The sequence below is a fragment of the Gordonia sp. N1V genome, assembly GCF_029269935.1.
Lineage (GTDB): Bacteria > Actinomycetota > Actinomycetes > Mycobacteriales > Mycobacteriaceae > Gordonia > Gordonia polyisoprenivorans.
Genome location: NZ_JARJDD010000030.1, coordinates 1 through 13,504, shown reverse-complemented (window position 1 = coordinate 13,504; position 13,504 = coordinate 1). Strand labels below are relative to the sequence as shown.

At 66.5% G+C, this 13,504-nt stretch carries 13 protein-coding genes and 1 pseudogene; 5 read left to right on the top strand and 9 right to left on the bottom strand.

Annotation, left to right across the window (positions count from 1 at the left end; translation table 11 throughout):
- Positions 1 to 513: 513 nt before the first annotated feature.
- Positions 514 to 1,374 (bottom strand): ERCC4 domain-containing protein, encoded by an 861-nt coding sequence (locus P3L18_RS25590; protein WP_006368894.1) that lies wholly within the window; start codon positions 1,372 to 1,374, stop codon positions 514 to 516.
- Between the two features lie 195 nt (positions 1,375 to 1,569).
- On the opposite strand from P3L18_RS25590, the gene P3L18_RS25585 reads away from it, so the two are divergent.
- On the top strand, positions 1,570 to 2,757 hold the full coding sequence (locus P3L18_RS25585; RefSeq protein ID WP_276115704.1) for a lipase family protein: 1,188 nt from the start codon (positions 1,570 to 1,572) through the stop codon (positions 2,755 to 2,757).
- A 13-nt stretch (positions 2,758 to 2,770) separates the two neighbouring features.
- On the opposite strand, the gene P3L18_RS25580 is transcribed toward P3L18_RS25585, so the two are convergent.
- Both P3L18_RS25580 and P3L18_RS25575 read right to left on the bottom strand, forming a co-directional pair.
- Entirely contained in the window at positions 2,771 to 3,637 is an 867-nt protein-coding gene (locus P3L18_RS25580; RefSeq protein WP_276115702.1) for a hypothetical protein, read from the bottom strand.
- Between the two features lie 325 nt (positions 3,638 to 3,962).
- The gene (locus tag P3L18_RS25575) at positions 3,963 to 5,078 is read right to left on the bottom strand and encodes a protein kinase (protein ID WP_276115701.1); all 1,116 of its coding nucleotides are present in this window, start codon (positions 5,076 to 5,078) and stop codon (positions 3,963 to 3,965) included.
- Positions 5,079 to 5,271: 193 nt separating this feature from the next.
- On the opposite strand from P3L18_RS25575, the gene P3L18_RS25570 reads away from it, so the two are divergent.
- Positions 5,272 to 6,567 carry a ricin-type beta-trefoil lectin domain protein gene (locus P3L18_RS25570; RefSeq protein ID WP_276115699.1) on the top strand — a complete coding sequence of 432 codons (1,296 nt, stop codon included), beginning with the start codon at positions 5,272 to 5,274 and terminating at the stop codon, positions 6,565 to 6,567.
- A 6-nt stretch (positions 6,568 to 6,573) separates the two neighbouring features.
- Here the strand turns inward: P3L18_RS25570 and P3L18_RS25565 are convergent.
- Positions 6,574 to 6,702, bottom strand: a pseudogene (locus tag P3L18_RS25565) (3-ketosteroid-9-alpha-hydroxylase); the annotation flags it as partial.
- A 112-nt stretch (positions 6,703 to 6,814) separates the two neighbouring features.
- Between P3L18_RS25565 and P3L18_RS25560 the strand changes: the two are divergent.
- Entirely contained in the window at positions 6,815 to 6,946 is a 132-nt protein-coding gene (locus P3L18_RS25560; RefSeq protein WP_276115698.1) for a hypothetical protein, read from the top strand.
- Here P3L18_RS25560 and P3L18_RS25555 read toward each other — a convergent pair.
- The 3 genes from P3L18_RS25555 to P3L18_RS25545 are packed head-to-tail and all read right to left on the bottom strand — an operon-like array spanning position 6,943 to position 9,511.
- Positions 6,943 to 7,914 (bottom strand): 2-dehydropantoate 2-reductase, encoded by a 972-nt coding sequence (locus tag P3L18_RS25555; protein ID WP_276115696.1) that lies wholly within the window; start codon positions 7,912 to 7,914, stop codon positions 6,943 to 6,945. The two genes, P3L18_RS25560 and P3L18_RS25555, sit on opposite strands and share 4 nt — an antisense overlap.
- A 20-nt stretch (positions 7,915 to 7,934) precedes the next feature.
- Positions 7,935 to 8,936 (bottom strand): adenosine deaminase, encoded by a 1,002-nt coding sequence (locus P3L18_RS25550; RefSeq protein WP_079931939.1) that lies wholly within the window; start codon positions 8,934 to 8,936, stop codon positions 7,935 to 7,937.
- 14 nt (positions 8,937 to 8,950) lie between these two features.
- Positions 8,951 to 9,511: a hypothetical protein gene (locus P3L18_RS25545; RefSeq protein ID WP_276115695.1), complete on the bottom strand. Its 561-nt coding sequence runs from the start codon at positions 9,509 to 9,511 to the stop codon at positions 8,951 to 8,953.
- A 227-nt stretch (positions 9,512 to 9,738) separates the two neighbouring features.
- Here P3L18_RS25545 and P3L18_RS25540 point away from each other — a divergent pair, with 227 nt between their 5' ends.
- Positions 9,739 to 11,115 carry an NAD-dependent succinate-semialdehyde dehydrogenase gene (locus P3L18_RS25540; RefSeq protein ID WP_276115694.1) on the top strand — a complete coding sequence of 459 codons (1,377 nt, stop codon included), beginning with the start codon at positions 9,739 to 9,741 and terminating at the stop codon, positions 11,113 to 11,115.
- Between the two features lie 51 nt (positions 11,116 to 11,166).
- Here the strand turns inward: P3L18_RS25540 and P3L18_RS25535 are convergent, their stop codons facing one another.
- On the bottom strand, positions 11,167 to 11,922 hold the full coding sequence (locus P3L18_RS25535; RefSeq protein WP_276115693.1) for a DUF72 domain-containing protein: 756 nt from the start codon (positions 11,920 to 11,922) through the stop codon (positions 11,167 to 11,169).
- Positions 11,923 to 12,043: 121 nt separating this feature from the next.
- On the opposite strand from P3L18_RS25535, the gene P3L18_RS25530 reads away from it, so the two are divergent.
- Positions 12,044 to 12,361, top strand: a complete 318-nt coding sequence (locus P3L18_RS25530) for a DUF2853 family protein (protein ID WP_014358214.1) — start codon at positions 12,044 to 12,046, stop codon at positions 12,359 to 12,361.
- 132 nt (positions 12,362 to 12,493) lie between these two features.
- Here the strand turns inward: P3L18_RS25530 and P3L18_RS25525 are convergent, their stop codons facing one another.
- Complete coding sequence (locus P3L18_RS25525) at positions 12,494 to 12,766, bottom strand: GlsB/YeaQ/YmgE family stress response membrane protein (protein WP_006368925.1); 273 nt, start codon at positions 12,764 to 12,766, stop codon at positions 12,494 to 12,496.
- Positions 12,767 to 13,504 lie beyond the last annotated feature (738 nt).

Sequence of the window (13,504 nt, the reverse complement as noted above, 5' to 3'; positions counted from 1 at the left end):
CGCCCGGAGCCGGATTCTTCTGCAGTGGAGCCGGATTCGGGGGTTGCGGCGCCGGCGGCCGGCCGTACTGGGATGGAGCAGACGGGGGCGGAGCAGATGGGGGCGGAGCAGATGGGGGAGCACCGTACTGGGGTGGGCCCGCCGGGGGCGCGCCGTACCCCGGGCCGGGCGGCTGTCGATACTGGGGCTGCTGGCCGTACGACGGTTGACCCGGGCCAGGCGGCTGCCCGTAGTGGGGTTGCCCGTACCGGGGTTGGCCCGGCTGCTGTTGCCCGTACGGGCCGGGTTGCCCGTAGGGCGGGTTCGGAGTGTTCACCATTTCCCCCTCGATCGTGCGAGCCGCGCGGCGTCGGGCCATCGTGGCTGGCAGTCAATCTACGCGATGACGGTTGCGCAGCAACGGTTTGCGACCACTTCGGGTGCAGAAGCGGACGTGATCCGTTGCGAATCTAGTCGCGGGTGCGGCGCGCGGCGATCAATCGAACCGCTTTGCGGCAAATGTCCGACCGAGATTCATTCGATCGACGTCGACGCGCTCACGTCCCCACCACTGAGCTGCGTCGGCGAACTCTTTCCCGCCCGGTCGAGATCCCACTCGGCCAGGCAGGCACCGAACCAGCGGTACAACCACTCCTGTGCGAGTGCACGCGTTTCGCAGAACACGATCGGCACCGTCGGGAACCGGGCCTGCGCCTCGGCGACGGCGTCGGCCACCGAGGAGGTCGGGGCGTGTTCGAGTTTGAAGATCTTCGAGTACCCGGAGTCGACGATCACCGCGCCGCGCGGCTGTGCGGCGAGATCGGCCAGCAGGTAGGTCATCTTGCCCGACAACAGGCTCGACGCGAGGTCCTCGATGCTCTTGCGTTCGGCGGTGGCCACCAGGTCGTCGCCGTCGAAGACCGCGTAGTCGCCGACCGGCAGGCCCCGCTTGCTGGTCTGCGCCTGCTGCGCAGAGAACTTGTAGCCGTAGCGTTCTCGGGTGTCGACGACGATGTCGACCACGCGACCGTGCGCCCGCGCCTTGGGGACCGTCACGTTCGGTCGAGCCTGTTTGGCGGTGCGTCGCGACTGCCAGAACACCATCTCGCGCCCGCGGGCGCGGGTGAGCACGAACTGCGAGCGGTTCTCCCGTCCGCGTTCGAGCACCAGGTCGATGGCCGCGCCGCGCCGGCTGATCGAACGCACCGCCAGGCATTCGACGATCTCGGGGTCGTCCGGCCACTCGGCGACGCGCTGGCAATACACCTTGGTGGTGCGCGGCCACGTCTCCCGGGTCTTCAACACGATCCCGTCCGCGCCCAGGGGCAAACGCACGAGGTAGGGCAGCGACGTGCCCTCCTCGGGATTGCGCGCGATCAGCAGGTCGTCCGGCACACGACCAGGGTGCCGGATCGAGGGGGCGCAGTCACCCCGATCGGCCGTGGAGACGCTCTCATCTGCAACAACCTGCTCTGGTCCATCCCGCCCGACCGGACCCGCGGCCGCTTAGGTTAAGCTAACCGACATTGGGGAAGTCCGGTGTGCTGCGGGCCGCGGCCCGCGAGCGAAGAGGAAGAGGGGACTGCTGCAGTGCGTCGACGAGGACTGGTGCTGGGTGCACTACTGATCGGAGTGGTCGCCCTGTTGTGGTCGCCCCTGCCCGGGTCACCAACTGCACAGGCGGCGCCGAGTCTCACGTCCAAGGCCGGCGCGGGCACGGTGATCAGTTCCACCGACATCACCGATCAGAAGGACGCCCGCATGACCGGCGCCCGGCAGGTGATCGCCATGACCTACCTGTCGGAGAACGCCCAGGGTGAGCTGATCCCCGTCCGCGGCACCGTCTCCATCCCCGAGAAGAACCCGCACGGCGGTGATTACCGCATCTTTGCGTGGGCGCACGGAACCGCCGGACTCGGCGACGGCTGCACGGTCACCGACCGGATGGGCGTCCGCGTCGACGGCAAGGAACGCTGGCACGACTGGATGGGCCCCTGGCTCGACGACGGCTACGTCATCACCGCCACCGAGTACGCGGGTGTCGGCGGACCGGGCGTGCATCCCTACGCCGACGGAGAGATGCAGGGCAAGAACGTGATCGACTCGGTACGCGCCGCGCGGACCGTCGTCGCCCAGTACTCCGATACCCGAGCCGGCACCGACTATCTCACCTCCGGCGGCTCCCAGGGCGGCCAGAGCGCGGTTTGGGCCGGACATCTCGCACCCACCTACGCACCCGAACTCCACAACGTGGGGGTTGCCGCCAGCTCGGTGCCCGTCGACACCTCGCAACTGTTGAAGGTCGTCGCACCAGGCGTCCCGCCCGTCTCGATTCCCGACTACGTCACCTACGTCTCCTACGTGCTCGCCGGTGTGAAGGCCGCGCGACCCGACGTCGACGTCGACTCCTACCTCACGCCGCTGGGTAAGGAACTCGTCGAAGATGCTGCGACACAGTGCTATCCGGAGTTCAGTCCCTCGACGCGGCAGTACAACGTCGGCCAGATGGTGACCAAACCACTGGCCGAGGGGCCGCTGATCGGCGTGGTGCATGAGCTCTCTGCCGTCCCCGACGCCGGCTACCGCGCTCCGATGCTCATCCAGCAGGGCACGCTCGACGTGGTCGCGCCGGCCCCGCTGACGTCGGCGTGGGTCGACCGTGCTCGCGCCAGCGGCGCCCGCATCGACTATCAGACCTACAACGATCAGCACGGACTCGGCGCATACTCCGAGACCGCGGCACTCAGGTGGGCCGACACGCTGCAGTGGGCGCGGTAGGTCGAGACGGGCCTCAGAGATCCGGCCCGCAGGCGTCGTGGGTGAGTGCCGCGACGATCTCCGGGCGCACCTCCTCGACGAACTGCAACCACTGGCCGATGCCGGCCGCGACGTTGTGTCGTGAGAACGCCGTGGCCTCCACCGTCAGCACGGCGACGATGCAGGTGTCGTGCACGACGAGTTTGATCCCGGTGTAGGGCAGCGTCTCGGTCGCCACGAAGCGGTAGGCCGCAGGCAGATCCGTGACGTGGTCGACGACAGTGCCGAAGAACTCCAAGGTCGGGCGCGCGGGCAGGATCCGCAGCCACGACTTGACCTCACCGGTCGGCAACGGAATGTCACCGTCGTCGTCGACCAGCACCGGATGCCCCGACATCGTTTCGAGCGCCTCGAGCACCATCGCCCGCAGGTCACTGTGCCGTGCGGGTAGGGCGATCACCTCGAGCGCCGGCTCGTGCCGGTCCGGCACATCCCCGGTGAGGAAGGCCGGATGCCCGACTCCCCAGATCTCGATCAGTGTGGTGGTGGCCAGCGCGGCGAGAGCATCGACCTGCGCGCGGTCGGCCTCGGAGGTGAACGATCCGTCACCATCGTCGCGATCCCAGCCGAGCAGTTCGAGATCGGCGATGTTCTCTCGCAGCACGTCGGGATGCGGATGCAGATCGCCCTCGACGATCGTGCACACGATGCGGTCCTCGCAGGCAGAGAAGCTCAGCACCCCGTGGGAACCCTCGGGGATCTCCAGGTTCTGTTCGACGATGAGTTCCTGCCCGTCGTCGAGGTCGGACAGAAGAGCGGCGAGCAGGTGCCGGTACCGGGCCCAGGCCTCGTTGACGGCCGTGTCGAAGTCGACGTCCCCACGCATGTCGTCTGCGCCCATGGCACACCTCTCATCCGGCTGAAACCCTCTGCTGGCCCACGTTCGGCGATCCGGCTCCTCTACGGCCCGACCAATTCTGACCGGCTGCATCATGACCGGGCTTGCATCATGATCTGCTTGCGAGGTTACGGATCCCCACCACCGAGTGCCGCATCGCGCACGAGGATCCCCCCATTCGTAGGACCCGGGCGCACACCGTCGCTGTACCGCGATGTCGACGACTCGTCGCCACCGCGACACCCACTGTTTCAGCACGGCCCGACACAGTCCGGTGCCGGTGTGATCGGCGCGACACCGCCCCGCGTTACAGGACCCCACAGGGGACTCAGACGGGAGTCAGCCCGATCAGCCGACACAGACGGTCCTCGTCGATCACGTGCAGTGCCTGGCCGCGCCGTTTGCGTTCCCGCGCGGCAAACAGCTTGCGGCCCTCGTGCGCCCCGAGGCCGCGGTCGATCTGATGGGCGCGCACGAGGACGGTGGTGTCGTCGCCGACCATCGACTGCACCGCCGCCCCGGATTCCTCGATGAGCGTGGTCAGTTCCTGTTGGGTGCCGGTGCTGAACCGGCCGGTGATCACCACGCGGTGTCCGGCCAGTCGTGCCGGCCCGCGTGCCGGACTCATGTCGACCTTGTGGAGATCGGTCAGCGCGCGCAGAGCCTGTGTGCCGTCGACGTAGCGGGTGCCCTTGGCCGCGGTCGCGTGCCAGATCCAGCACTTGAGATCCTCGGGCGCGTCGAGGTCGCGGATGCGGGAGATGTCGTCGTTGGTCCAGTCCGCCCCGGTCAACAGGGTGCAGGTGAGCAGGCCGAGCTGATAGATGTCGAACCACGTCGCCCAGTGACGGTAGTCGTCGACATCGGCGGGCATGTATGCCGGTGTGTAGGCGTCCAGTGGTGAATGCCGGGGTGTCAGTGCATGTTTGGCGATCCCGAAGTCTCCGAGGGCCAGCCGGCCGTCGCGCAGGAAGACGTTGTCGGGCTTGATGTCGCGGTGGGTGACGCCGGCCGCGTGCATCACGGTGATCAGACCGAGCAGGCCGCGGATCTCACGACGGACCCGTGCCGGACGCCATCCCGCCCACACGCCGTCGGCCACGAGATCGCCGACCGTACCCTCGCGCATCCACTCGGTGACGATGACATAGCGCGTCATGCGGCCGGGACCGGAACCGAAGGCGAAGGCGTCGAGCAGCGCGACCACCTCCCGCCGGCCGGCGAGCAGATGCCCCATGTGCGCCTCACCGTGCCAGTCCGCGGCGCTCGCACACACCTTGACGCAGACCTTGCGCGTCACCCGATCGCTCGACGACGCCAGCCGTGATGCGCGATAGACGTGGCCGAAGCCGCCGCCGTCGAGGAGCCCGTCGATCCGGTAGCGATACCCGGTGTCGCCGACGATGATCTGTCCCGCACGGAGCGGCTGACGTGCCCCAGTCACGCCACCACGGTAGGGCATGGGTCCGACGGGCTCTCGCCGACACCGTCTCGGCCCACCCGCAGCACGACACACGCGTCGCCGGGCCCGCTCGCGCATTCTGTCGGTTTCGTACTGTTTTCCCAAATGCAATCATTCCCACGGCAGCAATGCCAAATAATCATCAGGTATGAAACAAGGAATCAGGAGCGGGCCAGTGCGAAAAGCGGTGTGCGTTGTTGTCTGCAGCATTCTCGGCATTGCGGGAATGGTGCTCGCCAACGGACCCGCATCGGCCGCCGATTCGACATTCGCGGTCAAATCCGTGCTGAACGGCCAATGCCTGGACAACTCCGATGCCGCGGCCCGTTCCGGCAACCGGGTACTGCTGTACGAATGCCACGACGGGATCAATCAGCAGTGGACGGTCGGCGCCGACGGCCGGGCTCGCGTGCAGGGCTTCTGCTTGCAACCGGTCGGGGCGGTCATCGCCAACGGCCGCAACCTCGAGATCGCGACCTGCACGACCTCGCCGGCCCAGGTCTGGGGTCAAGGCGCCAACGACTCGCTACGCCCCAACTACGGCAGCTACTGCCTGACCGCCGCAAACGGCGCCGTCTCGCTGCGGACCTGTGCTGGGACGACGGCACAACGATGGACGCTGGCCTCGGCCGCGGCAACACCCACCACAACCACTCCTGCCACGACCACGCCACCCACGACCACGCCACCCACCACCACGACGAGCGCTCCCGCCGCGGTGACCAGCCCGTCCGGCCAGGCGGCCCCCACCGTGGACCTCGCCGGATGGCGCCACATCTTCGCCGACGAGTTCACCAAGAACGCGGCACTCGGCTCGTGGGCCAATTCGTGCGAGCCCGACAAGATCGTCTACACCGGCTCGCAGGGCCAGAAATGGCGCACCTATCCCCAGTGCTATCTCGACACGTATCAGAAACGGCCCTATCGCCCCGACGCGGTGCTCTCGGTCGACGGCGGCATGCTCGATTTCTTTCTCCATCAGGTCGATGGAAAACCCGCCGGTGCGAATCCGTCGCCGCTGATCACCGGATCGAGCCAATACCAGACCTACGGGCGTTATTCGGTGCGAATGCGCGTCGACCGTCCGGGACTGTCCGAATACTATGTGGCCTTCCTGCTCTGGCCGCAGTCCGAACAATGGCCCGCCGGCGGTGAATTCGACTTCCCCGAGGGTTCCCTCGCGGGCACCGCCAAGGGCTATCACCACTACTCCGGCCTCGGTTCGTGCGTCAGCTGTCAGGCCGTCGCCACCGACATAGGGGCCACGTTCACCAGCTGGCACACCTACACCATGGAATGGAGTCCCGGCCGCATCCGCTACCTGCTCGACAACACCGTCGTCCTCGACACCACCGCCTGGGTGCCCTCGGGCCCAATGCGCTGGCAACTGCAGGCCGAGACCAACGGCAACGGCACCAGCTCCGGGCACCTGCAGGTCGATTGGGTGTCGGTCTGGGCCTACAACGGCTGACGCCGATTACTCGATCTCGATCTCCACCTCGGCCGAGCGAGGCGTTGCCTGACACGCCAGGAGGTAGCCGTCGTCGATGTCCTCGGGTTCGAGCGCGATGCCGTTCCCGTGGTCGACGGTGCCCGAGACCAGCCGGGTATCGAGGGGGTGATCTCGGCGTCGGCAGCGCAATTCAGAGTGGCCGTCGTGTGCCACGGCGGGGTCATCAACGCCTACCTCACCCATGTGCTCGGACTCGCGCGGCTGGATGTTCGTCCAAACGAACTACACCTTGGTCACCCGGGTGCTTGCCGAGCCCGACGGATATCGGGAGATCCTGGCGGTCAACGAGTCCGATCACCTGCACTCGTCGTCGGGCACGGCTCAGTCCGAAGCTTAGCCTGGGAGTAGCCCCGCCAACGCCTCCACCGGATCCAGGCTCCCGGCCGGAAGGCGTTCACGAGCCAGGCGCGTCGTGGCCGCCTGTACGAGTTCGTTGACCGGGGTTGCCACACCGTGCAGACGTCCCAACAGGACGATTTCTCCTGCCAGGTAATCGATTTCGACGTTGCTGGCACCACGCGCGATGCTCTGCCAGGTCGAGCTTCCGTAGCTGTCCTCCCCGGTGTCGCGGCGCACGATGTGGTCGGCGCGGCGCTCGCGATCGGTCTCGACGCTTACCGTTTCGATCCTCGCTGCAGCGAGTGCCGCCTCGCCCTCGGCGCGTGCGCGTGTCACCAATTCCCGATGTGCTGCAACGTCATTGCGGTAGCAGGCGTCGATCCCGTTCACGAGGTTCATGATCAGCTTGCGGTATTTCCACGCCATGATCTGCGCGCGGGGTTCGGAGGGGAATCCGGCCGCACGAAAACGCTCCGTCATCTGCTCGGTCACCTCATCGGTGCCGGCCGGAAAGCGGCCCACATCGAGGATGCCGGGACGCGCCGCAGACCCCTGCACCACCACGCCCGGTTCGAGGTGCAACGCCGGCAGCATCACGCACACCGAGTACGTCCGGGCGAACCGACGCAGAATCGCCGGCTCGTTGGCGACCCCGTTCTGCGCCGACGCGATCGGTGTGTCCGCAGGCGCATGCGCCCGAAGGTCGTCGAGGGCGTCGGCACTCTGCTGACTCTTGACGCACAGCAACACCATGGTGTCGTCGGTCCATTCGATCTCACCGGCGTTGGCTGCCAACGGAATCCGATGTACCTGACGGCCCTCGGCGGTGTCGAGGACGAGTCCGTGCTCGCGCATCGCCGCCAGATGCGCACCCCGCGCGACCAACGTCGTCGGGGTTCGGTTCGCATGCAGGTGTGCGCCGATGACCCCACCGATCGCGCCCGCCCCGTAGATCACAACTCGCATGATCTCCAGGGTAGGACGCGTCAGGCCGGCGGGTCCGCCAGCTCGTCCGACCAGCGATTCCGGTCCTCCTCGCTGATGAACGAGGCGGCAAAAGAGTTGCGAGCCAGGGTGATCAGATCGGCGCTCAAGAGATCCAATGCATCGGCGATTGCGATGAACGTATCTCCGGCATACCCGCCGAAATACGCCGGATCGTCGGAATTGATGGTGACGGTCAGACCTTCGGCCAGCATTCGCGGCAGCGGATGCTCGGCAAGTGTCGGCACGCATCGCAAGCGCACGTTCGACAGCGGGCAGGCGGTCAACGGCATGCGATCGGCGCACAGGCGCCGAACGAGTTCGGGACTCTCCAGGGCGCGGATGCCGTGATCGACCCGTTCGATGCCGAGAGTGTCCAGGGCCTCCCAGATGTAGTCCGGAGGTCCTTCCTCCCCGGCGTGTGCGACCACATGCAGTCCGGCCTCGCGGGCGCGGTCGAAGACCGGAGCGAACTGGCCGGGCGGGAACCCCACTTCGGCCGAGTCGAGGCCCACCCCGATGATCGAGCCGAGATGGGGGGTGAGCGCGTCGAGCGTCTCGTGCGCCTCCCGGACCGGGCGGTCGCGCAGGAAGCATGCGATGAGGTCTGCGTACAGGCCGGTTTCGGCCTCGCCGGCGTCCAGGCCGCGTCGCAACCCGGTGACCACGACGTCCACCGGCACCCCGCGCACGATGTGCGCCTGCGGATCGAAGAAGACCTCGGCGTGGCGCACACCCTGCGACGCCGCTGTGCGTATGTAGGCCTGCGCGAGGTCGGCGAAGTCCTGCTCGGTTCGCAACACGGCCATGCACGCGTAGTACAGATCGAGAAAGTGCGGCAGATCGGTGAACGCGTGTGCCGCTCGCAGTGCGGCGACGTCGGCGTACGGCAGTGTCACCGAGTTACGTTGGGCGAGCGCGAACACCATCTCGGGTTCGAGCGTGCCCTCGATGTGCACGTGCAACTCGGCCTTCGGTAAGGCCGTCAACGCCCGGTGGTCCATGACCGACCATTTTGTCATGAGGCCCGGGGCATGGGTGGGGCCGACGCGACCCGATCCGAGTGCGGGGTCGAGTACGCCGCGAGCGCCTCTGCCAACGCAGGTGCCTCCTCTCGCAGGAAAACCGCCCAATTGCCCAGCGCAGACTCGAAGTTCTCGATGTGGAAGACCGTGGACTCCAGCGACAATCGTGCCCGGACGGTCTGTTCGTGCAGCGTCAGGGTCACGAACGGATTCGACAGCGGGCGGCAGATCAGTTCGGCTACGGCGCTCGAGGGGCGAATACCGTCGGCGAGCGTTGTTAATAATTCGATCACCGGCACGGACGGATTGACCACGAGTCGGAGGGACAAGGGTTCGGTGGGGATGGTCAGCACGCCCTCGGGATCGAACTCGAATGTCGGGCCGGTCTCCTCGTCGAGCGACCCGAGGACCTCCAGCGACCCGATCACCAGCGCCCGCAGATGCGCTGCGCTCCTTGTCCGCTCCGCCCCGTCGATGACCGCCTCGGGTGGCGGCGGTGACGGGGTGTCGACGTGGCCGTGCCGTTCGAACTCCCCGAAGATGCTGTCGTACATGCGCTTTCCCTTCATCGGTGGCGGCGCCGACTCCGGCCGGCTCGCTTCGCACGGTAGGCGGAGTGCCGACCGCTGCGCGCCCCGGTGACCGATGAGGCACCCGACCTGTGGACACGGAGAAATCTGTGCATCGTCGACGCGCGCCCCTCCGGCCCCTGCGGGCCACGGCAACCACAAAGCGGACATATCGCCCACAGGGTCGCGGTTGGCGCGCGTAGCGTCGGGTCATGAGTGCATATGTGACGACCAACCCGACAACGGGAATCACCGAACGCGAGTTCGCCATGCTCTCCGATGATCAGATCGACGAACTCGCCCGACGCAGCCTCGGCGGATACGAACGCTGGCGCGACGTGCCCGTCACCGAACGCGCAGAAGCGTTGGCCCGCACCGCGGATCTGTACGAGAAGCGGTCCGACGAGCTCGCCGCTGCCATCACGACCGAGATGGGCAAGGTCACCAAGGAAGCCGCCGGGGAGGTGCAGCTCGCCGCCGACATCTACCGCTGGTACGCCGAGCACGGCCCCGACCTGCTCGTCGACGAACCACTGGATCCGCAGGGTGCTGCCGAATCCTTGGTGCAGCACAAGCCGATAGGCCCGCTCGTGGGTGTGATGCCCTGGAACTATCCCTACTACCAGGTGGCGCGTTTCGTTGCGCCGAACCTGATGCTGGGCAACAGCATCATCCTCAAGCACGCATCGATCTGCGCGGCCTCGTCGGCACTCATGGCCGAGATCCTGCACGAGGCGGGAGTCCTCGAGGACGCCTACATCAACGCCTACGCCAACAGCGATCAGGTGGCGAAGCTCTTGGAGCACAACGCGGTTCGCGGCGTGTCGCTGACCGGGAGCGAGAAGGCCGGTGCGGCGGTGGCCGAGGTGGCGGCGAAGAACCTGAAGAAATCGGTCCTCGAACTCGGCGGATCAGACCCGTTCATCCTCCTCGACACCGCCGACCTGGGCCGCACCATCAAGGTGGCCTCCCGTGCGCGACTGTCGAATACCGGACAGGCATGTAATTCGCCCAAGCGATTCATCGTGCCCGATGCGCTCTACGACGACTTCGTCAACGGGCTGGTCACGGCATTCGACGACGCGGTGGTCGGTGATCCGACCGATACCGATACCCGTGTCGGGCCGCTGTCGTCGGTCGAGGCGCGCGATACCGTCGCCGAACAAGTGCAGACCGCGGTCAGCCAGGGCGCGACGCTGCGCACCGGGGGCACTCCGCTCGATCGGGACGGTGCATTCCTGCAGCCCGCCGTGCTCACCGACATCACCCCGGATATGGACGCCTACTCCGAGGAGATCTTCGGCCCGGTGGCGATGGTCTACCGCTACCGGTCGGTGGACGAGGCGGTGACCCTGGCCAACGACGTGCAGTTCGGGCTCAGCGGTTCGGTCTGGGGCACCGATCTCGAGAAGGCCGCGCAGGTCGCCGACCGGCTCGACGTCGGCATGGCCTATGTCAACGAGCACGGGACGACGCTGCCGGGTCTGCCGTTCGGCGGGGTCAAGCGGTCCGGCTTCGGGCGTGAACTCGGCCGATGGGGGATGGGCGAATTCGTCAACACCCGTTTGCGCCGCACCTCCTCGAAGTGAGCCCCGCGCACAGCTGAGGGAGTAGCGACAGCTGAGGGAATAGCGAAGGACTCACCGCCGCGCCGGGCTCGCCACCGACATCCCGGCGGCCCGGGCGCGGCGGATCATGGTCAGCGCGTTGTCGACTGCCGCGCCGCCGGTGTCGTTGTTGAAGTACACGTACACGTCGTGGGAGTCGTCGAAGTGCTCCGCGATTCGCCGCAGCCAGGAGTCGATGGCGCCATGCCCGTAGGCGACCGACCGCGACGACCGACCTTCGTGCAGGCGCAGATACCCGAAATCGGTTGTCGCCCAGAGCGGTGTGAGAGTGCTGCTGCGCCGATCCGCCCAGCACAGCGCGGCGTCGTGTTCGCCCAGCACGTCACGAACCTCGTCGCACCACCACGAGTCGTGGCGAGGTTCGACGACGATGCGCGCTCGGTTCCCGATGAGGCCCAGGACCTCGTAGAGTTGCGTCGGCTCGGCGTGCAGGTTCGGCGGTAGCTGCAACAGCACCGGTCCGAGCCGGGAGCCCAGACCCGCTGCGCGATCGAGAAAACGCTCGACCGGTTCCTCGGGCTCCTTGAGTCGCTTGACATGGGTCAGATAGCGACTCATCTTGACCGCCATGCGGAAGTCTGTCGGTAGCTGGCCGCGCCACGACTCGAAAGTCGCCCTGTCGGGCAGTCGATAGAAGGTGTTGTTTACCTCGACGGTGCAGAGCTGGGAAGCGAAGTATGCCAACCACTCTCGCTGCGGGATTCGACGCGGATAGAAATGTCCGCGCCAATCCCGGTATTGCCAGCCGGAGGTACCGATGTACAGCATCACCGTCGATGCTACGCACGCAGGTGAGAATTCATTTCGAGTCGGCCTCCCGGGGAGGCTCACGCGCGTAACGTGACCCACGGCCGTGAAGAAATCCGACATCAACCAATGGAGGCTCCCGATGTCCGATGCACGTGACACCGTTCTCGCTTACGCACCGAACGCCGATACCGCGGTGATCGACAAGATGGCGTCGACCTACGCCCTCGCGCTGCGTAACCGCGACGCCGCGCTGGTCTCGGCCAGTGACCCCGCGGAACTCAAGACGGTCCGCGAGAACTTCCTGAAGAAGAAGCTCGGACTCACCCAGAGTGACGCCGAACTCGACAAGGCCATCGCCGACGTCCTGGCCGGCATGAAGGACGGCAAGTCCAATCCGCGCCTGGCGGTGTACTACCTGCTCGCCGACAAGTTCGGCAAGCTCGACGTCTTCAAGTAGTTGTGCGTGGGGCAACAAGCCCACGTCAAACACCTCAGGACAGACAGATGACCGCGTCGGCCTCCTCGGCCGGACGCGGTCATCTGCGTTGTCGGACGTCCAGCGCTGTGGACGCCTACTGGTCTCTGGGAGCTATTGCCGCACGGCACGCCCGCGGATCGCCAGGTAGCCGGCGATCAACACGATCGCCACGACGATGCCGACGATGAACGGGATGACCTCCCAGCCGCCGTTGCTGTTGTTGTAGCCAAGCTGGTAGGTCAGCCACGATCCGACCAGTGACCCGACGATGCCGAGCACGATGGTCATGATCACGCCGATGTCCTGCTTGCCCGGCATCAGCAGTCGCGCGAGTGCGCCGACGATCAGACCGACGACGATTGCGCTGATGATTGTCCAGAGCATGGTGTCCACCTCTCTGTGGATGTCCGGTCGCGCGTACGCACGGCCGGGATGATGACCAAGAGCGGCCCGCGGTCTCGAGGCGACAGTGCTCCCGGTTGACCAGTGCATCCGGGCGAACCGGACGCTGGTCCTACATACGCTATCGCGTGGGACGCCGGCCGAGCTCCACTGCGACCCAATCGCAACGGGATTCCTTGTCCGCTCTGCGTGTCGTCTGTCCGACGGGGGTGATCGGTCCGAATCCCCCCTGAGCGCAGCATCGCAGGTGCACACCGATGGACGACGGGTACGTCCGTACCGGATCGTGTGCCGTCTGAGCTGTCCTGAATCGGCGATGCATCCACCCGTGCCGAATGACCACATGCTGCGCAGGCGGGCATCTGACCAGCGGATTTGGAACTTCGCGCCGTGGTGCGTAACTTATTCGAAGTCAGCGCGCCGCGGCGCCGCCCCGGAGGGCTCCGAGAGGAGTTCGGTAGGGGAGAGGAAACCGGGTAGACGTTGACCGCCCCAGACAAATCGATCCGGGCACAGTCATGTGCCAGGACGAGGACCCGGGGTCGCCAGAACCGAACGGCCGCGACCAGCGAGTTGCGAACACCGCGAGGATCTGGCACACTGGACGAGTTGCCCGCGATTGGGTGGCGAATCCTGAACGACAACTCATCGAAGGTCGCCCTGTGGGGTGGTGTTGGTGGGTGTGTGTTCTTTGAGAACTCGATAGTGTATTGGTGGATT